Origin of the sequence: Bifidobacterium sp. 2450, assembly GCF_041900695.1 — a bacterium.
Taxonomy (GTDB): domain Bacteria; phylum Actinomycetota; class Actinomycetes; order Actinomycetales; family Bifidobacteriaceae; genus Bifidobacterium; species Bifidobacterium longum.
Map to the genome: position 1 here is coordinate 26,485 of NZ_JBHEEA010000003.1, position 23,652 is coordinate 50,136.

19 protein-coding genes and 1 pseudogene are annotated in these 23,652 nt (G+C 57.3%); 10 read left to right on the forward strand and 10 right to left on the reverse strand.

The genetic code is table 11. The annotated features are described in order from the left end of the window. Positions 1-208: 208 nt before the first annotated feature. Positions 209-1,753: a DUF6591 domain-containing protein gene (locus ACEUKI_RS01245; protein WP_115769968.1), complete on the reverse strand. Its 1,545-nt coding sequence runs from the start codon at positions 1,751-1,753 to the stop codon at positions 209-211. A gap of 433 nt (positions 1,754-2,186) precedes the next feature. Here ACEUKI_RS01245 and ACEUKI_RS01250 point away from each other — a divergent pair, with 433 nt between their 5' ends. Next, positions 2,187-2,627, forward strand: coding sequence for an XRE family transcriptional regulator (locus ACEUKI_RS01250; protein ID WP_181896145.1), 441 nt, complete (start codon positions 2,187-2,189; stop codon positions 2,625-2,627). Positions 2,628-2,688: 61 nt separating this feature from the next. Continuing rightward, entirely contained in the window at positions 2,689-4,389 is a 1,701-nt protein-coding gene (locus tag ACEUKI_RS01255) for a serine/threonine protein kinase (RefSeq protein ID WP_374156381.1), read from the forward strand. A 37-nt stretch (positions 4,390-4,426) separates the two neighbouring features. Here ACEUKI_RS01255 and ACEUKI_RS01260 read toward each other — a convergent pair whose 3' ends face one another. The 4 genes from ACEUKI_RS01260 to ACEUKI_RS01275 form a co-directional block, all read right to left on the reverse strand. Beyond that, complete coding sequence (locus tag ACEUKI_RS01260; protein ID WP_374156382.1) at positions 4,427-5,812, reverse strand: MFS transporter; 1,386 nt, start codon at positions 5,810-5,812, stop codon at positions 4,427-4,429. Between the two features lie 980 nt (positions 5,813-6,792). After that, the gene (locus tag ACEUKI_RS01265) at positions 6,793-7,080 is read right to left on the reverse strand and encodes a cupin domain-containing protein (RefSeq protein WP_374156383.1); all 288 of its coding nucleotides are present in this window, start codon (positions 7,078-7,080) and stop codon (positions 6,793-6,795) included. A gap of 6 nt (positions 7,081-7,086) precedes the next feature. Further along, entirely contained in the window at positions 7,087-7,293 is a 207-nt protein-coding gene (locus ACEUKI_RS01270) for a hypothetical protein (RefSeq protein WP_374156384.1), read from the reverse strand. A 94-nt stretch (positions 7,294-7,387) separates the two neighbouring features. Further along, positions 7,388-7,666 carry a hypothetical protein gene (locus ACEUKI_RS01275; RefSeq protein ID WP_080784942.1) on the reverse strand — a complete coding sequence of 93 codons (279 nt, stop codon included), beginning with the start codon at positions 7,664-7,666 and terminating at the stop codon, positions 7,388-7,390. 237 nt (positions 7,667-7,903) lie between these two features. On the opposite strand from ACEUKI_RS01275, the gene ACEUKI_RS01280 reads away from it, so the two are divergent. The 6 genes and pseudogenes from ACEUKI_RS01280 to ACEUKI_RS01305 all read left to right on the forward strand — a co-directional run bounded on the left by ACEUKI_RS01280 (position 7,904) and on the right by ACEUKI_RS01305 (position 13,072). After that, positions 7,904-8,269, forward strand: coding sequence for a YccF domain-containing protein (locus ACEUKI_RS01280; protein ID WP_374156450.1), 366 nt, complete (start codon positions 7,904-7,906; stop codon positions 8,267-8,269). Between the two features lie 135 nt (positions 8,270-8,404). After that, positions 8,405-8,575 carry a hypothetical protein gene (locus tag ACEUKI_RS01285; protein ID WP_374156385.1) on the forward strand — a complete coding sequence of 57 codons (171 nt, stop codon included), beginning with the start codon at positions 8,405-8,407 and terminating at the stop codon, positions 8,573-8,575. Between the two features lie 178 nt (positions 8,576-8,753). Next, positions 8,754-9,550: pseudogene (locus tag ACEUKI_RS01290) on the forward strand (phosphoesterase). A gap of 83 nt (positions 9,551-9,633) precedes the next feature. Then, positions 9,634-11,076: an RNA ligase gene (locus ACEUKI_RS01295; protein WP_374156386.1), complete on the forward strand. Its 1,443-nt coding sequence runs from the start codon at positions 9,634-9,636 to the stop codon at positions 11,074-11,076. 213 nt (positions 11,077-11,289) lie between these two features. Further along, positions 11,290-11,472, forward strand: a complete 183-nt coding sequence (locus ACEUKI_RS01300; RefSeq protein WP_374156387.1) for a hypothetical protein — start codon at positions 11,290-11,292, stop codon at positions 11,470-11,472. 334 nt (positions 11,473-11,806) lie between these two features. Next, complete coding sequence (locus ACEUKI_RS01305) at positions 11,807-13,072, forward strand: Fic family protein (RefSeq protein ID WP_374156388.1); 1,266 nt, start codon at positions 11,807-11,809, stop codon at positions 13,070-13,072. Between the two features lie 236 nt (positions 13,073-13,308). Here ACEUKI_RS01305 and ACEUKI_RS01310 read toward each other — a convergent pair whose 3' ends face one another. The 5 genes from ACEUKI_RS01310 to ACEUKI_RS01330 form a co-directional block, all read right to left on the reverse strand. Next, the gene (locus ACEUKI_RS01310) at positions 13,309-13,752 is read right to left on the reverse strand and encodes a hypothetical protein (protein ID WP_374156389.1); all 444 of its coding nucleotides are present in this window, start codon (positions 13,750-13,752) and stop codon (positions 13,309-13,311) included. Between the two features lie 185 nt (positions 13,753-13,937). Further along, on the reverse strand, positions 13,938-16,598 hold the full coding sequence (locus tag ACEUKI_RS01315) for a TrlF family AAA-like ATPase (RefSeq protein WP_374156390.1): 2,661 nt from the start codon (positions 16,596-16,598) through the stop codon (positions 13,938-13,940). Further along, positions 16,598-17,704 (reverse strand): redox-regulated ATPase YchF, encoded by a 1,107-nt coding sequence (gene ychF, locus ACEUKI_RS01320; protein ID WP_374156391.1) that lies wholly within the window; start codon positions 17,702-17,704, stop codon positions 16,598-16,600. Before ychF ends, ACEUKI_RS01315 begins: the two co-directional genes overlap by 1 nt. A gap of 132 nt (positions 17,705-17,836) precedes the next feature. Next, complete coding sequence (gene proC, locus ACEUKI_RS01325; protein WP_374156392.1) at positions 17,837-18,658, reverse strand: pyrroline-5-carboxylate reductase; 822 nt, start codon at positions 18,656-18,658, stop codon at positions 17,837-17,839. 61 nt (positions 18,659-18,719) lie between these two features. Further along, on the reverse strand, positions 18,720-20,198 hold the full coding sequence (locus ACEUKI_RS01330; RefSeq protein ID WP_374156393.1) for an alpha/beta fold hydrolase: 1,479 nt from the start codon (positions 20,196-20,198) through the stop codon (positions 18,720-18,722). Between the two features lie 75 nt (positions 20,199-20,273). Here ACEUKI_RS01330 and ACEUKI_RS01335 point away from each other — a divergent pair, with 75 nt between their 5' ends. Together ACEUKI_RS01335 and ACEUKI_RS01340 are read left to right on the forward strand one after the other, a co-directional pair. After that, entirely contained in the window at positions 20,274-22,676 is a 2,403-nt protein-coding gene (locus ACEUKI_RS01335) for a histidine kinase (protein WP_374156394.1), read from the forward strand. Between the two features lie 83 nt (positions 22,677-22,759). Continuing rightward, positions 22,760-23,650: a response regulator gene (locus ACEUKI_RS01340; protein ID WP_374156395.1), complete on the forward strand. Its 891-nt coding sequence runs from the start codon at positions 22,760-22,762 to the stop codon at positions 23,648-23,650. Positions 23,651-23,652: the final 2 nt, after the last annotated feature.

Here is a 23,652-nt window from a genome sequence, read left to right on the forward strand (position 1 = left end):
AATTCACCGAAACCACGGGTTCGGTAATCCCAAGCCCACTACGGAATGCGCCAAAAGTGTCTTTCAGTGTCCCGGCCAGAGCCTCCGTTCCGGGGATGGCCTTGTTGAAGGCCGGCTCATCCATTGGCGTATACTGTCTGCCGCGTATGCCCATATACCGTCATCGTCCCCTTTCTTGGAAAACCGTTACCTCGATACGCCAGTCTGATCACTGGCCCACCGATGCGAGCTTCTGCGTGCATCGAGTCATGACCTCGGTGTAGTAGGCCAAATCCTCACTGCTGAGGGAGTTTTCGTCAATGGCGTCTACCTTCTGGGAGAACTCAGAGTAACGCTTCATCATGCTGGCATAGTCGGTAGCCATGCTGACCACGTTATCGGATTTCTGATATTTGTTCATGAAGGCAACATACTCATCGATAAAGGCCTCATAGCTGTCCATCGTGGACTTGAAGTCAGCACTGTCATTGGTGTTCTGCTGCGCCTTCTGATCCGAAGACTGGTCGCTCTGCTTGTTGGCATCGCTGGAATCAGTGCCCGTATCAGTGCTCTTATCATCCTGCTTCGCGGCGTCGCCGTCCGTAGACGTATCTTCCTTCTTCTCCGGAACCCGGATAGTGATGGACATGATGGTCTCGTCGTCAGTGTCACGAGAAACGCTCACCCTGTATCCATCGGCGTTCTTGGCATTGAAGATGTCAGCGGACTTGTTATAGTCCACGGTGAAACCGTTGTCTTGCACGGACTTGACGTAGTCGGCATACTGCTTGGCGTCGGTATCGCACACCTCGATGGAGAAGTAGTCCGAAGACTCGCTTTTAATTTCACCCTTGGTGGATTTCGGCTGCGGCAGCAGCGCCGCGATATCCGACTCCGGCCATGAATATGCTTCGCACTTGGTGGCGAGCGATGCTTCCAATTCCGCCTGATCAGCCTTGGCCTTCGCACCGTCACGAATTACGAACACGCCACCGATTACCAGACCCACAACGGTGATACCGACTGCCACCCAGGCCAGCACTCGGCCTTGCACCTTGCCACTCGGGCGAGTCACGTATACGGCGAAGCCTGAGAGCAGTGCCGGAATCACCGTGGCGAACAGCAGTCCGCCCCAGGATCGGCCAAAAACATCCACAAATTGGGCGAGTACGAACAACACTCCCCAAATAATGGCGAACACAGCCAGCTTGGAAGTCTTCTTCACCCCTTGTGCATTCGGAGCAAGCACGGCAGGCGCAGCGGCACCAGCAAAACCAGCGGCAGCACCGGCACCATGTGTGGCAGGTGCAGGAGCCACACCAATACGCTTGTCCAGAGCGGCGAGGAACTCATCAACGCGCTTGGCGCTTTCGTTCCCGGTCGCCTCCAGACGAACGGCGGCCCCTGCCGCACCCTGCGGGACTACGGTTAGCATGCAGTTCACCCCATCGTAGGAGTGGAAGGAAAACGCTCCGGTCTGGGTGTTTTCGTTATCCAAGGTAAACGTGGCGCCAGTAGTCAGCTGGTCGTGAATAACTTGGAACAGCTGTTGCGGACTGACCGCATATACACGATCAAATGGCGCGCCAGCGGGCTGCTGCGATGCCGTAGCCGGAGTCATCGGAGTAGTGGTAGCACCATCAGACGCTACGTTTGGTTGGCCAGCCGGTACAGTATTCGGCACGGTAGGCGCATTCGCGCGATCTTCCGGTGCGTCATTCGTGCCTTCGGACGGTGGAACCGGCTGAGGTTGTTGATCAAATGGCGTTGTCATGATGTCCTTCTTTCCTTAAGCAGCAGCATTACCAGCACAGAAGAGGCAAGCCCGGCAACCGTTACGGTCAATCCGACTGCCATGGCAAGCCGGTATCGTTCGCTCATCATTGCGTCCCTTCTTATTGCTCGCTTTGCTCTGCGATACATCGAAACCAGTGTATGGCGTTGTTATTATGTACGCAAATTAGCATTTTGTATGCATGTTAGCTTTATTGTCGATGCTTGATACCGCGCATGAACATCCTTTCCGCCACCGCGCCTACACGGATGGCATCGACCATTCTCGACGACACGCGCGGGTCATACATCAGCTGACAACGGAATTCTTCGGCGTGTTTCCGAAAAGTCGGCGTCCTGTACGCTGGGAATCGAGCAACCGCGTACGATGGCGCAGCACAGCACCCGCAGCACAGCGACAAGGAGCATGGGCAATGGCAGACATCCCCGAAGAACATTTGACCGAGGAACTGTTGGATCGGCTGCTCGCCAGCGCCAGCATTGAGCAGTATCTCGATGAGGGACTTGTCAGCGCACGCACGCTGACCGACTATCTGTTCGACCGTATGGAAGCCCATGGCCTGAGACGAGCCGACGTGGTGCGGACATCCGGCCTCAACGCCACAGTGGTTTATGACATTTTCTCCGGCAAAAGCCGCCCCGGCCGAGATCACGCCATCATGCTGGCTTTTGGTCTCAAGTGCACATTACGCGAGACCCAACGGCTGCTTCGTCTTGCAGGCGTTTCCGAACTGTGGTGCAAACAGCGACGTGACGCGATTATCATCTGGTGCATACGCAATGGATTCGACCGCATTGCCACGGACGACGAGTTGTATCGTATGGGAGAGGCGACGTTGCTGCCGGCCGATTGACGACATTCGGCCCAACAACACTCACCAGTGAGACGCAAGTCAGAGGGCATCAAGGAGAGACATGGACGATAAGCAAGCGATGCATGCGATGAGCATCGACGATGCGTACCATGTTGAGCGCACGCTTGCTCGCGGACCTTCCGGCGTCACCGAACTGGTGAGCATTGACGGCAACGGCCCGTTCGTACGCAAGAAGATTCCCTCTCCCCTAGCGCAACGCAATGTGTGGGCGGCGCTCAGCGCCTGCCAGAGTAATCGTCTGCCGCGCGTGGAGGCAACGTACGAGCTGCCCGACCGGTTCGTCATCGTCTACGATTACGTGCCGGGCAGCACGCTTGCGCAAATTATGGAGGAAAACGGGCGGCTTGCACCGAATGTGGCCGTGCAGCTTATCGACCAAATTTGCGAAGCCGTGCAGGAACTGCACCAGCACGGCGTTATTCACCGCGACATCACGCCGGCCAACATCATCGTGGCCCAGGATGGCGCGCATCTCATCGATTTCGGCATCGCGCGCATCCGGTCAGAGGCAAGCAACCGTTCACGGGATACCACGGCGCTTGGCACCTACGGATTCGCCTCGCCTGAGCAATATGGCTTTGCCAAAACCGACGCGCGTTCCGACGTATTCTCGCTGGGCCGACTGCTCGGATTCATGCTGACCGGCGTATATCCCGATGCCAGCGACTACGAGCAACGACTTGCCGATGATGCCGCAGTACCGGCTCGACTACGCGCCGTCATCGGCTATGCGTGCGCATTCGAGCCCAGCAAACGGCCACAGAGCGTCCAAGAGTTTCGTCAGGCGCTGTTCTCCCAGTCCAATCCGCCCATACCGAACGCATCATCGGCAAATCCGCCATCGACGAACACAACGAACGGCAGCACGTCGGCGTCTCGACTATTCCGGCGTCTGCACTTGAGCAAACGCGCCATCGTGCTGTGGTCCATTGCCGGAGCGGCACTGATAATCGCCGCCATTGCGGGAGGCATTGTGTTGGCAGGCCAAATCGGCATTATCGGATCGGCAACATCACCCGATTCCTCGACACAATCCAGCAGCCAATCAACCGATAAGGCCGATGGCGGGCACTCCTCGAACGGATCAGGAACCGACAATGCCAATGGCACGGGCGGAGTAGGCGGCACTGACGGCGCTGATGGAGACAATCAAGACACCGTCACCGACAATCCTCTGAAAATAGTGGAATCCGGCTGGTCGGCGAACCAGCAGGGGTATGTCCACTACGCTTTCGCCCTGCGCAACACCAGTACGACCCAGCAGGTGCAGTATCCGCAGATTACCATTACGGGGCGGGCCAAAGACGGTTCCATCGTGTTCTCGCAGGCGCAAACGCTGAATATGGCATTCCCGAATCAGACTGTATATGACGCCGGCCAAGCAGGCGAAGGCACCGCCCCGGAAACGGTTGATTTTACTGTGCTCAATCCGGATACATACAACGTCGCCAAAGCTCAGGGAGCCGTCACCTTCCCCATCAGCGGAACATCCAAAATAGACAACAGGGACGGCGGCACGACGTTCAATGGCGAGGTCCGCGTCGCATCAGACGGATTCAAGCCATCTGATGGGCAGCAGATCAAGATTTCCCTAGTACTGCGCAACGCACAGAACGCAATCATCTATGGAGATATCGCATTCGTGGATTGGCCGGGCAATGGCCGATCCACGCCATTCTCGATTACCGTCTACGATCTGCCGAAGTACGCATCTTACGATCTGTATGCGCAAATCTGCTAGTTGACTTTGCGCCTGCAAGGTGACTGTCAGGCGACTGTCAGGCTTGTGTCCGAGTCACCTGTGCACTGGTGTTGTGGCGCGCCTGGCCGAACAGATAGATGCCGATGGGCAGAGTCAGCACACCGCCGATGATGAACACCAGCGAAATCGGGATCACGTCGGCCAGTGGCGCGAAGATCAACATGCCGAGCGGCATTCCGAGCGTGCTCAGGGTGGTGTCGAGGCCGAAGACGCGGCCGACCATTTTTTCATCGGCATCAGTCTGCATAATCGTGCGCATCGGGCCCACGCAGATGGCCGAGGCGACGCCGTTCGCCACGTCGACAAGCAGATATACCAGCAGGTTCGGGGCTGTGCCGAGGCCCACCACAGTAACGCCCACCAACGTGATGCCGAGCGCGACCATGAACATGTGATTTCGGATGAATTTGGCGCCGATGGTGGACATAAACGCGCCGCCGAGCAGCATGCCGATGCTCAGTCCCAGTTCGTTGGCGGCGAGCTTGTCCGAGGCGGTGGTCAGGGTAATGAATCCGAGATTCAGATCAATGCCCTCGTATTCTCGGGCCATAAGCAACAGCGTCAGATTCATTGGAGCGACGGCGATGAAACAGGTCAGCGCGTCTCCAAGCACCACGTTGCGCAGGTTCGGCCGGTTCCACGTGTAGACGAGTCCCGCCTTGAGATCGGCTAGAACGCGGCGGATGCTAGCGATCAGCGAACGGTCGGCATTATCGTCGTCGGCTGGTTGCAGCGAGGCCTGGCCTGCGGCCGCTGACGGTGTGCGTTTCTCCGGCACCTTGATCATTGCCACAAAACCTACGCCGATGATCGCCGTGGTTACGTCGACCAGCAGAATCGACCACAGCGGCACCATGTTGATAAGCACGGCCGCCACCGCTGGAGCCACAATCATATTCGCCGAATTGATCACGCCATATATTGAATTGACACGTAGCAGTTTGCCGGAGGGCGCAACGTCTGGAATGAACGACTGGACCGCTGGCGTCTGGATGCCGCCGCCAGCCGAGCGAATGAACAGCACCACAAAGATCAGAGTGAGACTGGCCCACCCCATCGCGAAGCTCAGCGATAGCACGACGGTGACTGCGGCAATCACCATGTCCGGCAGCATAATGAGCAGTTTGCGATTGTGCCGGTCGGCCCAGGAGCCGCCGAAAATCGAGACGATCGACTGCGGCACCACGCCAAACAACGTGGCCAGCAGCATACCCATGCCGCTGTTCGTCTGCAATACGATCCACCACCAGATGGCATATTGCACGATGCTGGAACCCAGCAGTGAGAACGCCTGGCCAGTAAGCAACAATGCCACACGGCGAATCCACGTGTTATCGGGTTCTGCCGTTGCCACGGCCTCGGCATATGCATCGGATGAGGCTTGAGCTGGGGTTGGAGACAAGGTTTGGGTTGAAGTCTGGGCTGGGGTTAAGGTCTGTGTTGGGGCCGATGGCTTCGTGTCCGCACCTATATCGGAGTTGCCGGAAACTTCGGGCGTTTCGGACATGGTTGGTTCAGTTGATTCAACGGTAAGAGACATACGAGTGTTCTGGATTCCTATTTCACGACAAATTTCATATCAATCAATTACGCATGACATTCGATGACAATGCGTATGCATGCGCCGGCCCCAGCAACGGGCCGAGCCAGCCGTTAGATGGCAGGCTTGAACATCATGGCGCTATTCATTTGCGCCAGCATGCAACGATAAGAACACATGGCTCGAACCATATCAATCAGCCACGACTACAGGCTCCCGCCCATTGTTCTCGACGTGTTGCTGCACATGCATCGCGGATCATCGATATGCCCGAGCGAACAGGCGGAATGTGTCGTCAGCGACGTATCCAACGTAATCGAGAACGGGGCACGCATCATCATGAATGCGGCCATTCTCGTGCTTGGAGCTGGCATGGGTTTGGCCGGTCGATAATATGGGATGGTCGTGTTTCGCCAGCGGCTGGAATCATCCACGGCAATCCATCCGTCACGCCACGAGAACGATACCGGCCACTTCCCAAGGGATCTTAGGGTTGAGCAACGTGCCGCCCAAATCCTTGGCCGCAGGCGTCTCATGGCCGGACACCGCGGTCCAGAACATGGCCAATGGCATATCGAACTTGAGGCCGGGGCCGATTTCATAGCATTCGATATCGTTATGCCAGCCACGGTTGCGCCAATGCCGAGGATTACGGGCCGGATTGTTCGCTCAGAAACCTTCCCTCGTATTCTCGAACATTGCTTCCACCTGCTGTCGTTTTTTTAAAAAAAAATGGCTTCCTTCATATTGCGGTCATACGACCAACACCATATGAAGGAAGCCACTATGAATGGTCTAACGGCAATCAGCTTCTCATACGTGATTGCCCGTCATTCACCGAATCAGCCGCGGTTGTCGAACATCTGCAGCAGCATCTTGCCGGGTTCGACGGCATAGACGGTGTGCGGCAGACGGGCGCTCAGGTAGACGATGCCGCCGGCCGTAAGCTCGACTTCACGGCCTTCGCCGCCGACGCGCAGCTTGCCTTCCAGCACCTGGATGGTCACGGGCATGGTCGCGGTGTGCTCGCTCAGTGCCTGGTCCTTGTCGAAGCCGAACAGCACGGCGCGCAGGCCATCCTCGCGCAGCACCGTACGGGAGACGGTGGCCTCCTCCTGGATATCGATCAACGAGGCCTAGTCTTCGATGAATCCAAGATGCGGCTCGGTCGAAACGGCGTGGCCTTCGGCGTCGTGGGCGTCGTGCTTGCAGGCGCAGTGGTGTTCGCCGTTGGCGGCAGCCGCTTCGGCTGCCGCGGCGGTTTCCCTACGCTGCTTGCACTTGCAATGCTGCTTGTCGCGTCCTGCCTTGCATGCGGTCTGCTGCTCGTTCTCATCGGCCATGTTGTTCTCCCATTCGTCGCGCGTACCTCACGTACGCGTCATCGCTTTTGCTTGTTTTCCCATTATCCGGCCATCGTGGGCCGGCACACCGTCGTTACGCTTCGGGCTTGCGCACCACGAACGCGATACCGGTGAGTTCGTTGCGGTACTTGTCGAAGGTGTGCTTCATGTTGAGCACGCGGGCGCGGATGTCCTTGTTGCCCAGAACGTTGCGCAGGATGCGCAGCACGCGCTTGCCGATGCCGGCCAGAAGCCAGTGGCCCTGCAGGTGGGCGGGGTCGCGGTCGGACTGCGGCAGGGGCAGCTCGCGGTTGGTGGCGGGTTTGGTGGCGGTGGACTGAGATGCCTGAGAAGGCTGCGGTGTAGTGGTCATGTGTCGTGATGCTATAGTCCACAGCCCGCCCGCACAAGGGTTTTTCGCTAGAAATCAGCCGAATGTGAGAATGCTCACCCGAGTAGGCGCCTGAGCATGCGGCTCAGGGACGATTCAGGGGATGCTCAGGGGTCCCGTCACCGATTCCCCACATTTCGCCCGCGTTCGCCCAATAGAATGGAATCCAGCATTCGATTCGGTATCCGGCACCATGCCGGCAAACGTGAGGAACTTACGATGAGGGTCATCGGCAATATTCTGTGGATCATTCTGGGCGGACTGGCAATCGCCATCAGCTGGGCACTGATCGGACTGTTTCTGTGCATCACCATTATCGGTATTCCACTAGGAGTTCAGGCGTTCAAAATGGCGGGTCTTACCTTGACGCCGTTCGGCAAAACCGTGCAATACGGTGGCGGCGTTGGCTCCACGCTGGTCAATATCCTCTGGGTGGTACTGGTCGGCTGGTGGATGGCACTCGGCTATCTGGGTGCAGGCGTGCTCAACTGCATCACCATCATCGGCATTCCGTTCGGCATCCAGTCGTTCAAAATGGCCAAGCTCGCGCTCTGGCCGTTCAGCGCGCAAATCTACAGTCTGTAACAATTATTTCTGCAGTAGGTCCGGTGCAGCGCATTATCATCGTGCGTTGCACCGGACTTTTTTTATATACAACGGGCATTTCACACACCTCGTGATTTGACGGATTTGGACGTAAGACCTTATGGTGTGCACACCATGATTCAACACATCGCATTCAGCAGCAACGGCGTGAACGAACACGCCAAGCGCCAGCAGATGAAACTGCCGGCGATGCTCGAATGCGCTTTCAAACAGGGTTTGCGCACTGCTCAGTTCCAGCCAATAACCGGAAACAAGCGCAGCCTGCTCGCTGCCATACAAATCTGATCAGTACACCTCTCATTGGCGCATAGCTGAATCATTGCCGGTGATATCGAGCCGACTCGTTCGCACCATGCCTCATAAACGCACCTGTACGAGCATGCGTTCTTGGCATAGTCGCAACTCAATGCACCGCGGCAAAACCCATTGCATACCATCACATATTCAGAAAGAACAACAGATCATGAAGTATTTCACTACTGACACGCATTTCGGGCATCCGCTGGTCAGCGTGCTGCGCGGATTCACCACGTTCGACCCTGGGCACACACAGTATGACGTTCTCCTCTCCTCGCAAGGACGCAAGGCCGCCGAGGATTGGGCGAAGGGCGTGGTGCTTGATGACTCCCGGCTCAATTTCCGCAAGGCCGCGGACGCCGATGCGCACGATGAAGCAATTGTGGCCAATATCAATCGGATTGTCGGCGAGGACGACGAGCTGTGGATTTTGGGCGATATCGGATACCGAACATCGGTCCGGCATCTGAAGAGCTGCCTGCGTCAGCTGCGCTGCAGGCATCTGCACGCGGTTATCGGCAATCACGATGACTGGTGGCTGGACGATGCACCCGCACGAGATCTGTTCGAATCGATTGAGCCGAACAGCACGGCGGAGCTGACCGGTCTCGAAATTGGCCGCCCGCAGGCGACGGAGACCGTCAATCTATCGCATTTCCCCTACCGTGAGGATCTTGCCTATGGCTGGCCGGATGATGCCGTACGTTTCCGCGATCAGGCATTGCCGTTCGACGGACATCGTCTGCTGTATGGTCACACGCACCAGCTGTCTCCGGAGGGCGCAGCCACGAAGCCCTCAACGTTGGACTGGACGCATGGAATCTGCAACCGGTAAGCGAAACACAGATTGCCGACTGGTTCCATGCACACGCGACCGATTCAACGCGCGTATCACCGCTGGATATGCTCGACTCCGCCGCACAGCAGGAACCAGGCGGCTCGGTTTCGGCAGCCGAATCATAATACAAGCAATATTGGGGCGAGCAGAACCTTATGCCATCGCTGGCACCTGTCTCGCCCCACAGCACAACGAAAGGAGCTTGGCTATGGCAAAGCTCATTATTCTGCGAGGACTGCCCGCTTCAGGCAAGTCCACGTGGGCACGCTCATGGTGTGAGGACCCCGCCAACACGTGGCCGCATTGCGTGATTTCTCTCGATGACATTCGGCTCATGATCGCCGGCTCGGCACAGGCCCGAGACCGACTGCAATCCGAGCACGGCAAGCGATTCAATGACATGGTGGTTGCCATGGGACGGCACATGATTGCCGACGCATTGGATGCGGGGTGGGATGTGGTGGCGGATGCGCAACACGCTAATCCCCGGTATGCAGCCGAACTGGCGCTACTCGCTCAACGGCATGGCGCACTGTGGGAAACGAGGGATTTTGACGTTCCTCTGGACGAATTGTTGCGTCGCAATGCGGCGCGTGATACCGCTGACCGTGTTCCGGAAGATTACATTCGTTCGTCCTGGAAGCGTTTTCACACCGCGATGTTCCGCCCGTTGGAACCGGGCGATCCGAATGGAAACCTGTTGGAGCGTATGCGCGCGGACCCTTACGTTCGGGTTATTCCGGTGCGCGGCGAAACAGACGTGTATGCGTGCAATTTCACTGCAGAGGCATTTCGTGAACATCGGTGGACGGATCGCACCATCAATGCGCGAGGGCTTTTTGTCGGCGGCAACGGTCAGGTGGTACAACGCGGGTTCGAGAAGTTCTTTGCTGTGGACGAGACGGAGGAGACGTCGTTCACCCAAGTCGTCAATCACGCTCAAGAACATCCAGAGTCGTTGCCCGTGCGCGTTGAGCGCAAGGAGAACGGATTTCTCGGGCTCGTGGGCGCGGCGGGAACTCCTGGATTGTTCCGCTTCTGGTCGAAGTCGGGGCAAACGGATTATTCCGCGCTTATCGAGCGCCTGTTTCCTTCAGATTCAGCGGTACGTGCCGAATTGTGGCGTATGTTGCATGAGTGGAATGTCACGGCGGCGTTTGAAGTCATCGATCGCGAGTCCGACCGGCACATCGTTGGATACGAATCATCCGGGCTGCGCTTGCTGCATCTGATTCGTAATGCCGAATCGTTCTCCATCGATGCCGCTCGCGAGGAAACGTTCACTCTTGCCGGCGGCTTCGTGCGGCCGGAAACGGTGGCGATCTGCCATTCGCCGGAAGAAGTCGCCCAGGCAATCGGCGACGCCAAGGCGAGTCTGCGCGAAGGCGTGGTGCTGTATTTTGCCGACGGTTGGATGGTGAAGGTGAAGTCAGACCGGTACAAGTTGGTCAAGGCGATGCGCCCTCTTATGCAACGCGTGCTGCTGCGTGGCCGTTCCTTCAACAAGTCCGGCGACATTGCCGATTTGGCTCGCCGTATCATCGATTACGCACACGAACACCACATCGACCTGACCTACGAGCGGCAGGCATTCGGCGAGCGCGATATCGATACGGCCAAGGTCAACGACATCGTGGACCACGTGCGGTGACTGCTGAGTTCTAGCGCAATATCTTCTGACCAACGTATGTATTACGAAAGCATGTGTCGTGAAAGCATGTATTGCGCTAGAACCAAATCATTCTCGTTGAGGCCGGATAATGAATCTCTATGCTTTGAACATGACGCACCATATGCCGGCATTTCCTTGCGCGAACAACTGTTCTACGAACATTGTACTGATGCCGTTACAGAACAGAAGAGGGTGCTGTTCCAGCGTAGCGCCAACCATCCGACCCGGTTCTGCCAGGCACCGAACCGATTCGACAAGGACGTCGTGAAAGACATCATGTTCGGACGGGATGACACGAAGAAGGACTCCAACGGAGTGACCGTCATCCCCTATTCCAAACTAGACGAGCGTGCGCCCGTGGAACTCGCCGCATAACCCATCTCAATACTGCATACTTGAAACCGCCTATAGCTGCTCTTCGTAAACACTGAGGCGGTTTATCGTGTCTCTTTGCGTCTCGTCACGATGTTTATCGCGGAATGGAGAAAGAATACGGGACACAAGCTTCAAGACCCTCATTTTCAGCGCTGCCTCAAATGCTTTGCTTATTCCCGCAATGTTTCATATGGCATATGTCACTCACACGCAGTCATGCGCACAACTATATTTTTGTATTATCCATGATTTTATAGTTGTTTATTGACTCATTTCCTTCTCTATATTATACTTTCTACAATCAAGGATGCTCTTTGGGAAGCGAGTCTCTCTCATGGATATGAAGTATAGAAGTTTGGCAAGGCTGTTCCATGCCGACAGGTCAGTCGATTCCTTCAATAACCATGCGGCACTCGCACGGCAGCGGCTTGAGGCAGATTCCACATTCAGGACCGGGGCCATCACGCCATTGGGCGAACTGTTCTCCGCCACGCCACGCGAGACGACCCTGCTCACGGACAATATACTTCTCGCCGAAAGGCGCATATCACGGCTCTGGAACCAGATTCCCGGCGTCATGCGCTGGGACTACATACGGCATTCCATCAGTGAGGAACTGTTCGCCACCAACGAGATGGAAGGCGTGCGCAGCACCCGCGAGGAAACCCAGGACGCCGTGGACGCGGCCGACAAGGCAAGGAGGGACGGCGACGACTCCAAGGCGCGGTTCAGCGAATTTGCCAAGCTGTACCTGAACCTCACGGACAAGGACTCCGCGTTGCCGGCGGGCATCGCCGACATCCGCGACATCTATGACAAGGTCGTGCTCGACGAAATCGATGAGAGCGATCAGCCGGACGGCGACCTGTTCCGGAAAGGCGATGTGGAAATACAGGGGCCGCACGGCCTCGCGATCCATAACGGAGTCAAAGGCGAAGGCAACATCGGCGCACTCCTCACCGACATGATCCACCTCACGGCCTCCGACGAGATTCCCCGGCTGCAGTCGGCCATCATGTCGCACTTCCTGTTCGAGTATGTTCACCCGTTTTACGACGGCAACGGCAGGACCGGCCGGTATCTCCTGGCCCTGTACCTGAACCACGACCTGACTATGCCCACCGTGCTATCCCTGTCCCGCACCATCGCGGAGAACAAGAACGCCTACTACAAAGCATTCATGGAGGCGGAGGACAAGCTGAACTGCGGCGAACTCACGCTCTTCGTGAACACCATCCTCGGATTCATCCAACAAGCCCAGGATGAGCTGATTGACGAACTCAGTATCAAGGTCGATCAGCTCGACAAAGGTCGGATACTCTGTACACAGCTTGAAAAGAGGCATGGCCTATCGCGCAATGCCGTCTCGGTGCTCTATGGCGTGATTCAGGAAGAGCTGTTCGACTCGTCCAAATCCATGTCGTTGGACGAAGTGGCCCATCACATCGGACTGTCCAAACAGAGCGCAAGGAAATACGTGGAAGAGCTCTTGGCCGCGGGGCTGGTCGTACAGACCGGAAAACGTCCGCTGAAAATACAGGTATCGAAATCATTGAGGAATGTTCTCGTCACAGGAGCCGACGAGAACGCGGAAGCCTGAGAAAGGTGGACGCAAACATCTCATCTCAACGAGGTTCATAAAGGTTCGCAGCATGAAGAAAGGTCCGGGCAACCAACACTGCTCGGACCTTTCCGAAACACTCCCCTCAGTCGCTTTCAGCGACAGCTCCCCCTCAGAGAGGGGAGCCGAGGAAAACTACTTGGAGACGTTGAACTTGAACTCCACCCAGCGTCCGCTCTCGTTAACGCCAGCTAAGCCAGGCACGCTTTGCAGTGTTAGCTTTGAGTTCTCGCGTCGAGATATTTGTTTATCGCGGCCACGAATCTGATTCTCTCGAATTTCCTTAGATACACGAGAACTGGTACCGAATACAATGAGCCCAGCTGCTCCCGGACGCCCTTGATTTGTCGGTCCAGTTGGGCGCAGGTCTTCTTCAATCCTTCACGCTCATTTCTTTCGGTCGTCGTTAGGCCACGACGACCCTTAAGCGCCTCGTATTTTGAGAGCGCCTCCAGTCGCTCGCTCTCCAACTCAAGCAACTTGGCACGCACCAGTTCGGCCGTGTCCTCAGCAGTCTTTGCAAGGCAACTTTTGAAATGCTCTGAGAAAAGGAGCTCGTTGATCTGAGCCGGAAGAGGCTTCAGGACAACTCTGTAGAACACGAACAGAATCACGATTTGCATGAGCAGAAAGAAAACGAAGAGAATGATCCACCCCATACAATCCCAATCCTTCCTTACGATTGCCAAGTTCAGTACCCAGCTGAATCAGGCTACACCCGTCCGTCGTTGAATAAGAGCGACCCCATGGGCCCTGACGGGGAGTCTTGCAGCCCTTTGAATATGCTTCTCTTCCAGACTCTTGACTGAATACAGCCTCTCGATGTGACCCGCCGGATTTCAAGTCAGAACCCATATAGATGCTGACGAGCATTAAACGCGACTGACCCACCCTCCAGAATATTCTCCACAAGCAAGCGCACCGAGCGTTCATCCAAGGAGCCGACGCCGCCCTTCGCAGGACACCCATGCGTTCCATCACTTTCAAGAGCCACGATAAGTTCAGCATCACCTAGGACTGGCACGTTGGCATTGTGAGTACTCACAACAATCTGTCGCTTTCCTTTAAGATCCCGAAGCCGTCGAACAACACCCTGGTAAACGAAGTTGTTGTCCAGGTCGTCCTCAGGCTGGTCGATTATAAGCGGCGCATCGGATGCTCCGAGCAGTAGCAGCAAAAGCGCCGTCGCACGCTGCCCCTTGGACAGTTGGTCCATGCTACGGAGGCCCTGCAGCCCATCCATTCTGAGGAGAACCTCAACACCCAATCCAACAGTTAGCTCTTCCAGCTCTCGCGCCAGTTCCTCACCAGCCTCAAGCATATTTTTTGCCTGCGCCCCTTTGATTCCGAACTCTCCGAGAGCTTCATTGCCGTTTCTGATCGCTTCTGCGAGTGCAAGTGGAGTGAAATCAGAACTGTCGATAGCTGCCTCAATCTGCTTTCGCTGCCCGCGAATGTGGCTTTTGACGACATCAAAGACGTGGCTGCGATCCTTAATCGGCGTCGACTTCACCACCACAACCCCACCCGTCGCGTCGTTGGCACATCGAATGGCATCATGGAGCCCGTCAGAGACTGCTATCTCGCGGTTACGAAGCTTCTTGAGGAGTTCGGTCCGCTCATCCAAGAGCCGCCTAATCTCCTTCCGCTTCTGATCCAGTCGGGGTTTGGCGGCCTGAATGTCCATCAATTCCTTGCGTTTGGAAATATACAGACGTGGATTCAGTCCCTCGTCTGAGAGCTGTCGGAGTACTTCTGCGTACGTCTCCTTCTCAGCCGATGTTGCCTTGCTCCAGTCAGACTGCGCAGCAGCGATCTTACTTCGAGCAGACTCGACCGCACCGGAGGCAGTCTTCATCAGCTCTGCCAAGGTCGTATACAAAACCGACAGCTCATCCGACGCTCGCGACAGATATCCGGCCTGCGGCGCGCCGTCAATGTTGTCAAGGGGCACTACAAGATCACTCAGACAACCGGAACTCTGATCCTGCTCCAGCAAATCTCCCACCGCATCCACACGCTTCAAGGCTTCTTTAAACACGGCTTCATCGAGTGCGAGTCGCTGATGTCCCTCAAGCTTCCCAGGCACATCCGTTTCTTGATAGCGGTTGAGCTGCTCTTCGAGCCTGTCAGCCTGCGCCTGTTCCTCCTCCAGATCCGCTTTATCCTTCTCCATCCCTTTGAGCGCTTCCCGATTGGCTCGGAGCTGCTCGCGCAAATCGATGAGAGTTGGATCGTCCCCTTCTGATCCAGCAAAACGCTGAACTAGTCGGGCAATACTCACCGAGTCGCCTGCTAATTCAGCTAGCTCATGCTGCCCGAACACTTCAACGGGTCCGATCACATCTGACGGGGCAAGGTTTGTTATCTGGTCGCTAGAGGTCAGGACAACGGGCTGCTGGTTGACCTCTCGCTGAATGGTAAAGCTCTCCGTCGTTGGTGACACACTCTCTACCTTGACACGTACGACCGTGCCGACATTCAAAACTGATTCAACAATGTTCTTGTGATCTTTCTTCATCTGATCTGAGATAGGGCTAAGATCCAGCGCGTATCGAAGGCTCTCGATCACAGTCGATTTCCCTGCACCACGACCGCCGATCAGCGCAGTCAGATCTGAGGAGATTGGCACGGTCACTCCATCGAGATAACCCCCAATCCAAGACACACTCATAATGCGCGCACGCGGTACAGACAGGGGGTCACAGAGAGAAACTCGAGTCTCCGGTGTACGAACAGCTAGCTTGAGACTCTCCAGGGAAACAGAGCTTACCTTAAACCAGCAACTTGCTCCCTCGGTTCTCAAATGACGAGGCCCCATGACGTCATCAGCATAAATGACAGCCAAGGGGTGCACTCGCTCAAAAATCCCAGTACCTTCTACAACTGCTTTTTGATCGCGAGCTGCCTCACGACGAGGGGATACCCCGATAGCATGCAAATCTGGCTGTCGAATCATCGCCGCGAGAGGCTGACCAGACCGAGTGGTAAGAAGACCTGCAGGACTCGCATTCACATGCGCAGGAATCGGAAGAGCTCCTGCTCGCGTCATCTTCTCCATAATAACTGCATACGATTCACCTACTTCGCCATTAGCACACCCTGGTTTGGCACCACACTGTCCAATTGCAGCATTGATCTCATCAAATGGTGTTCCATCTTCAAATATGACAAGGATATGAATTCCTTCCGATGAATTTGCCTCAAATCCAGGAAGCGCAACAATTCCTCTATCTTGCGCTGCATTGATTAAGCCAACTGCCGAATCAACTCGCCAATGGTCCGTGATTGCAATCAGGCCGATACCCTGTTCGTCGCAGCAGTCCAAAAGTGCCGTATTATATGATTCCTCATCATTGAAATAGTCTTTCGGGCTGCTGCGCCCCACATAGCCATATGGGTTCACCTGTAACGCAGCTCGAATCCATTGCGCCCCAGGCATGAGCGAGGCACTATCCCATTCTTTGAGACTATCGTCCACAGAAGTTGCATTCTTGTTTCCCACTATTTCCTCCCGCCAGACGTAAGCCCCGTGCGGAACTCGACAATATCTCCGTCGGCCATGACGTAGTCGCGGCCTTCCTGACGGAGCTTGCCTTCCTCCTTGATCTTGGCCATGGAGCCGTCGGCGGCCACGAAATCGTCGTAGGAGACGATGTCGGCCTTGATGAAGCCCTTTTCGAAGTCGGTATGGATCACGCCGGCGGCCTGCGGGGCGGTCCAGCCCTTGTGGATCTGCCAGGCGCGCACTTCCTTGACGCCTGCGGTCAGGAAGGTCTGCAGGCCGAGGATGTCGAAGCCCACGCGGGCCAGCTGGTCGAGGCCGGACTCGCTCAAGCCAGCGTCGGCCAGCATTTCGCGGGCATCCGCCTCGTCGAGCTCGGTCAGGTCTGCCTCGAACTGAGCGTTGAGGAACACGGCCGGCGCCGGGGCCACGGAAGCGGCGAGCTTGGCCTGAAGATCCTTGTTGGCCAGCTCGTTGTCGTCCACGTTGAACACGTAGATGAACGGCTTGGCGGTCATCAGATGCAGGTCGTAGACGGAATCCTTGTCGAAGCGGCCCTCGCGTGCGGCCTTGTCGAGCGTCTCGCCAGCTTCAAGGATGGTCTTTGCCTGCTTGACTGCGTCCATGTAGGCCGGCTCGATCTTCTTGCCGCGCAGATCCTTCTCCAGCTTGGGCAGCGCGTTTTCGATGGTCTGCAGGTCGGCGAGGATCAGCTCGGTGTTGATGGTGTCGATGTCGTCGGCCGGATCCACCTTGCCGTTGACGTGGACGATGTCGTCATCCTCGAAGGCGCGCACGACCTCGCAGATCGCGTCCGCCTCGCGGATGTTGGCCAGGAACTTGTTGCCCAGGCCTTCGCCTTCGGAGGCGCCCTTGACGATGCCGGCGATGTCCACGAAGGTCACCGTGGCGGGCACGACCTTTTCGGTGTGGACCAGCTTGGCCAGTACCGGCAGGCGCTTGTCCGGCAACGGCACGATGCCGGTGTTCGGCTCGATGGTGGCGAACGGGTAGTTTTCGGCAAGCACGTTGTTGCGGGTCAGTGCGTTGAACATGGTGGACTTGCCGACGTTGGGCAGTCCGACGATTCCGATAGTAAGAGACATGATTCCAGTCTAGGGAGAAGCTGGACACATTGAACGTGCATGTGGCGAACCAACCATATGCAAAGGCCTCCGAGCATACGGCTCGAAGGCCTTGACTGTGATATGCGAATATACGCGAACTCTGATTGGCAGTCAGCCGACGATGGCGTCGACGGCGTCGATGACCGAGCCGCGGAAACCGTCCTTTTCGAGCTGGGCGACGCCCTTGATGGTGGTACCACCGGGCGAGCAGACGGCGTCCTTCATGGCACCGGGGTGGGTTTCGGTGGCCATGTAGAGCGCGCCGACACCTTCGACCATCTTGGCGGCGAGCCGGTAGGCGGTGGCTCGCTGCAGACCGTACTGCACGCCGGCGTCGCCCAAGGCCTCGATGTACATGTCAGTGAAGGCGGGCGCGCAGCCAGCCACCACCATGGCGATGTTCATATGCGCGGTGTCCACGCGCTCGATGAGGCTGATGGGGCCGAACAGGCTTTCGAAGGTTTCGGTTTCGTCGTCAGTCAGGGTGTTGACGGATTCGGTGACGAGCACGCCCTTGCCCACGGCCATCGGAGTGTTCGGAATGGTGCACTGGATATGGATGTCCGAAGAGTCAACGGATTCGCCGTCTTTGGTGGTGAACAGGTCCTGGTACTTCTTGAGATTCCAGCCGGCGGCGATGGAGACGACGATCTTGCCCGGCTTGGCAAGTTCGTCGGCCAGCGGCTTGACAACGGCGGCAATCTGGTAGGGCTTGATGGCGATGATGACCACGTCAGCGGCCGTCACCACTTCCAGCGCATTGTGCAACGGACGCACGCCAAGTTCGGCGGTGGTCTTCTCAAGCTTGTCGTAGTGGGCGGCGCAGGCAATCATCTGGCCGCCGGTGACCACGCCCGCGTCAACGAAGCCTTGGGCGATGGCCTGGGCCATGTTGCCATATCCGATAAAACCGATGGTGAGGTTCTGAGTCATACGTTTTCCTTTCGTGCATGTATACAGAGCTCCCTCATCAGAGGGAGCTTGCTTCCTTGAGTCAGAACAGTTCTTCGAGGTCGCCTCGGTTGAGGGCTTCGGTGTAGAGGTGCTTGAAGACGAGCGAGCCGTGCAGACCGTCATGCTCGAATTCGTTGGTGGTCCAGTAGTGGCTTTTACCCACGCGGCTCAAGGTGTCGAGCTGCATACCGGAATCGACATACATGTCGTCGAAGTAAACGGCGGCCTGCAGCGGCACCTCATTGCGGGCCAGCTGTTCTTCGTCATAGATCACGCCGAAGTGCGTGTCTTCCATGAGCAGGTCCATGGCCGGCTTGAACGGGCGTAACGCAGACTCCTGTTCGAACATCCACGGGAACATGGCCTCGCCGGTGAAGTTGAGCGGGCGTTCATCAGCACCGAATTCGGGCTTGCCATCGCGCACGCGCTGGGCGGCCCAGCGAATCGGCTGTTCCATCTCACCGTTGGCGTAGATGAACTCCTGCAGCGGCCAGTACAGCGGGCGCGACGAAGTGGCGTTCATCACCTTGGTCAAAAATTCGTCAGACAACGGCGAGTCGGTAGAAGCGGAACCATCGCCATCAAGGAAGGCGTCGTCAAGAATCCAATGGACACGCTCGAAGCTCGGCTTCATGCCAAAGTCGGATCCCAAGCACTGGAAGCGTTCGACGGTGAGCGGGTCGCCGTTCGGCATCAGCGGGAAGCCGTGGGCGGCCATGCCGGCGATCACGCCAAGTCGATGCTCCACATCGGTACCAGCCATCGGATTCAGTACGGAATCGGTGAGTTTGCCAACGAATTCGGCGACTTCCGCAGTAGTCGGCAGCTTGTCGGTGATGGCGGCCACGCGCTCCTTGTCCTGTGGGTAGCGCTCGTAGAACTGAGTCGTCTTGCGCACCATGCGCGGGAAGGTATGCTCGTACACTTCAGCGGCGTCGGCCGGCACGTGCGGGATGCCGCCGGTGGTGAAGCTGGCGATTACGCCGGCCGGGAACAGGGACAGTGTGGTCAGGGTCAGGAAGCCGCCGTAGCTTTGGCCCATCGTCACCCACTTGCGGCCACCGAATTCGGTCAGGCGCAGATGTTCGAAGTCACGCACGATGGAATCGGCAAGGAACTTCTTCAGAAAATCAGCTTGAGCGCGGGCGGCACCGGCTGCATCATCCTCGTGAGCGGCGGCCAATCGCGCCATCGTGTGCGTATCCACTCGGGAGGAACGTCCAGTTCCGCGCTGGTCCGGAAGGATCACGCGGAAATGCTTGGTTGCCTCTTCAATCCACCCATCGGAAGTAGGGCTGTTCAAACGCGGGCCGGATCCGCCAGGACCACCTTGCAGGAATATCAGCAGCGGCAGATCGTCATGCACGTGTTCGGGCGCGGTGACCACGCGATAGAACAGTTTGATGGTTTCCCCGCCGAACGCCCGCCCGGGCTCGTGGCCGGTCCAGTCGAGCGGAACATCGATGGAATGGTCTTCGATGGCGAGGCCCGGTACATAGTATTTGCTCAGCAATGTCATGGCTCAAACTCTAGCCCACAAATCCGTCTGAAGGGTGATGTCGGCTTGTTAACGGACACGCTAGCCTTGGGACATATGGAAATGGTCGCGCACGTGAGGGCATGGTTCGCTCGGAAGCCGAGTCACACCCTGCTATGGGACACCCTGCTCGCCGCAGTACTGACATCCGGACTCGTCCCGTTCATCAGTTCCACCAGTTCCTCTTCGACTCCTGGACTGTTGTTCGTGTCGAACAATTATTCATTGTTGTTCTGGTCGCTACCGACGTTCGTTCCGCTGATGCTGCGACGATACCAGCCGGAGATCGCCACTTGGTTGTTCGTGGCTCTGACCGCCGCCCATCTCGTCTTCGGCCCGTCGATGACCTACGGCGACTTCTACACGCTTATCATCCTGTATTCGGTGCTCGTGTACGGCAATCCCAAGCATTCCTTGCGATTCATTATCACCGCCTTTGCCATGGGATTGGCCGCGGCTGCGGTCTGGGCGGTGTCAATGAACGTCGGCCCACTATTCAAAAGCGGTTCCTCCAATGCTTGGACCGCCTGGATCAGCTGGCTGCCCACCGCTGCGACCATGCCCACATGCCCGGCCTCTCCCGGTCTCATCAGTGAACCGAGCGTATCCAACTGCGGAATCAAAATGCTGCGGGATATGGGTGTGCTGGCGCTGTGCATGGAAATCAGCGTGCTGAGCGTCATCATCATGGCCTTGTGGCAGCGAGCGCGCAACGCCACGCTGGCGGCCATGCGCGAACGCAATGCTTCCATCGTGGCCCGGGAAGCAGAGGAGACGCATATCGCGGCGCTGGCCGAGCGTGCGCGCATCGCCCGTGATATGCATGATGTGGTGGCACATACGCTCTCCACGATTATTGTGCAGTCGGATGGCGGCCGGTATGCGGGTGCGCATGATCTGGCCATCGCCAAGCACACGATGGGTACGATTCGGCATGAGGCCGAACGCGCGCAGCATGATATGCAGCGTCTGTTCAATGTGTTCGGTGCGAGTGGCAGTACCGGATATGCCGACATCGATTCGCTGTTTGATGGACATCTGGTGGTGTCCCGGCATATGACCGGCAAAGCGCAACCTGACCGGCTGTCCGCCGACGCGGAAACCGCCGTGTTCCGTCTTGTGCAGGAAGCGCTGACCAATACGCGCAAACATGCGGGCGAGGGTGCTAAAGCCACCATCGATGAAATCTGGTCAAACGATGTGCTGTCGATTACCGTATCCGATAACGGCCGTGGCGCGACGTCTGCAGCAGACGGTCATAAGCCCGGATACGGATTGGTTGGTATGCACGAACGCATTGAGTCGTTGGGTGGCAGCGTGCAGGCCGGTCCAAGGCCGAATGGTGGCTTTATTGTGGCGGCTACGATTCCGCTCTCCCCTGCTGCCCCACAGTCTGGCACCGATACGGAGGATCCGGTGCTAACCGTTATCTCGCGTATACGAGGATTGATGGATCGGGCGCGTCCCAAAGTACTCGACCAAGGAGATGCGCATGAGTCGAACTGGGTGGGTCGATTTGCGCAGTGGACCGAGCGGCACTATCTTCTGATGGACGTTATCGCCACTATCGTGCTGATTGCGCTATTTGATTCCGCCACGTATGGCGATTTGCGAATGATCGGCAATGCCCCGTATTCGCCGAACCGCGTGCCGACTATAACGCTGACGATTATTATGCTCTCGCCTTTGGCGTTCCGCCGCCGCTTCCCAGAGGGCAGCGCGCTGGCGATGGCGGTGCTGTCTGCTGTGCAACTGTTGTTCTTGCCATCGATTTTGACCATCAATATGTTTGCGATGGTATCCGTGTATTCGGCGGTATTGTATGGACGAGAGTCCGCTTGGCGCTGGGTGAGCGTGGCGCTGGCAGCCGATTCGTGGCTTGCGGGCATCAAGGTGATGACTGGGTGGAATGGATACAGTCAGCTGTTCCATCTGTTTTTGCCCGATGGTAGTTCCATGCTCTCAAAATGGAGGCTGGTTTTGTCCGGCTTGCTGCCGGGCGGGGGAATCATGTTGGTCGGTTTTGCCTGCATTGCGATGGCTCGATGGAGCCGTTCGCGTGGCGCAAACGCTCTGGTGCTGTTGCAACGCGAGGAGACGCTGCGAGCCGAGCAGGAGCGGCAAAAGGTGCTGGCGGCCAACTTAGAGCGCAACCGTATTAGTGCGACGATGCAAACCGAAGTACTGACCACGCTGGAATCGGTGATTGCGCAGGCTGATGAGGGACTGGTGATGCTCAACGCCGAACCTGCGCCTGATAGTATGCAGATTGCAGCGGCTTTTGCCGCGATTGGCGCTCGGGGGCGCGCCGCATTGGCTCATATGCGTCAGCTGTTGAAAGTGTTGCGTGAAACCGGGTTCAGCGACGAGACCCATGAGGGTGTGCAGCCGGATATGCAGTTGCGACCGGCGGCTTCGTTGGATAGTCAGATGCAGCACGCGGGAACGTTACCCCGGTGAGAGACTTGCCCAATAAGAACTCAGGGAACAATCAGGGTGTTTATGGAGCGGCGCTCCGATAGGAAACGGATACAGTGGAGAGCATGAACGAGAGCAGAAGCATTCGCGTGATTATTGCGGACGACCAGGAGCTGGTGCGTGCCGGTTTTGCCATGGTCATTGGTTCGCAGTCGGATATGGAGGTGGTCGGGCAGGCGTCCGACGGCGCCCAAGCCGTGGCGTTGGCGGAATCCCTGCATCCCGACGTGGTGCTGATGGATGTGCGCATGCCCGGCATGGATGGCATTGAGGCCACGAGCCGTATTACCTCGCTCTCCGCCGCGCCGGGAGACGCGGCCGATTCGGCCAGCCCGGCCGCCGACGCGACCATCTCGGCCGAATCGGCTGACGACCGGCCGACGCGCGTAATCATTCTGACGACGTTCGATTTGGACGAGTATGTGATGGCGGCCATCAATGCCGGTGCCTCGGGCTTCCTGCTCAAGGACACCGAACCGGAGACGCTGCTCAATTCGATTCGTACTGTATTCCAAGGCAATGCGATCATCGCGCCTTCCGCCACCAAGCGACTCATCGAAAAGATGATGCAGGACGGTTACGCGCAGCATGGTTCGCTGACCGGCGATGTCGCGCGCTCCGGTGCCATGTACGGTTCCGCCGGCGGCGTCTCTGGCGGTGCGGCCCGCAACGGTGCCGGCTCGATGACCGGCATCCCCTCCCCTGCCGGAGCCGCTTCCGACGGTTCCAATACGTCACGCCCGGCATACACCGATCCCGAACTGGATCTGCTTACCGACCGTGAACGCGAGGTGCTGGTGGAGATCGCCCATGGTCTGAGCAATCAGGAGATCGCGGACAAGCTCTTTATCTCTCTTCCCACCGTCAAAACCCACGTGGCGCACATCCTCGCCAAAATCAACGCCCGTGACCGCGTACAGGCTGTAGTCTTCGCGTACGATAACGGGCTGGTGTAGCA

Excerpts from the sequence above, each read along its gene's own strand:
- ACEUKI_RS01245 (WP_115769968.1), bottom strand. The coding sequence starts at position 1,753 with ATGACAACGCCATTTGATCAACAACCTCAGCCGGTTCCACCGTCCGAA.
- ACEUKI_RS01250 (WP_181896145.1), top strand. The coding sequence starts at position 2,187 with ATGGCAGACATCCCCGAAGAACATTTGACCGAGGAACTGTTGGATCGG.
- ACEUKI_RS01255 (WP_374156381.1), top strand. The coding sequence starts at position 2,689 with ATGGACGATAAGCAAGCGATGCATGCGATGAGCATCGACGATGCGTAC.
- ACEUKI_RS01270 (WP_374156384.1), bottom strand. The coding sequence starts at position 7,293 with ATGGCCGATGAGAACGAGCAGCAGACCGCATGCAAGGCAGGACGCGAC.
- ACEUKI_RS01275 (WP_080784942.1), bottom strand. The coding sequence starts at position 7,666 with ATGACCACTACACCGCAGCCTTCTCAGGCATCTCAGTCCACCGCCACC.
- ACEUKI_RS01280 (WP_374156450.1), top strand. The coding sequence starts at position 7,904 with ATGAGGGTCATCGGCAATATTCTGTGGATCATTCTGGGCGGACTGGCA.
- ACEUKI_RS01285 (WP_374156385.1), top strand. The coding sequence starts at position 8,405 with ATGATTCAACACATCGCATTCAGCAGCAACGGCGTGAACGAACACGCC.
- ACEUKI_RS01295 (WP_374156386.1), top strand. The coding sequence starts at position 9,634 with ATGGCAAAGCTCATTATTCTGCGAGGACTGCCCGCTTCAGGCAAGTCC.
- ACEUKI_RS01305 (WP_374156388.1), top strand. The coding sequence starts at position 11,807 with ATGGATATGAAGTATAGAAGTTTGGCAAGGCTGTTCCATGCCGACAGG.
- ACEUKI_RS01310 (WP_374156389.1), bottom strand. The coding sequence starts at position 13,752 with ATGGGGTGGATCATTCTCTTCGTTTTCTTTCTGCTCATGCAAATCGTG.
- ychF (WP_374156391.1), bottom strand. The coding sequence starts at position 17,704 with ATGTCTCTTACTATCGGAATCGTCGGACTGCCCAACGTCGGCAAGTCC.
- proC (WP_374156392.1), bottom strand. The coding sequence starts at position 18,658 with ATGACTCAGAACCTCACCATCGGTTTTATCGGATATGGCAACATGGCC.
- ACEUKI_RS01330 (WP_374156393.1), bottom strand. The coding sequence starts at position 20,198 with ATGACATTGCTGAGCAAATACTATGTACCGGGCCTCGCCATCGAAGAC.
- ACEUKI_RS01335 (WP_374156394.1), top strand. The coding sequence starts at position 20,274 with ATGGAAATGGTCGCGCACGTGAGGGCATGGTTCGCTCGGAAGCCGAGT.
- ACEUKI_RS01340 (WP_374156395.1), top strand. The coding sequence starts at position 22,760 with ATGAACGAGAGCAGAAGCATTCGCGTGATTATTGCGGACGACCAGGAG.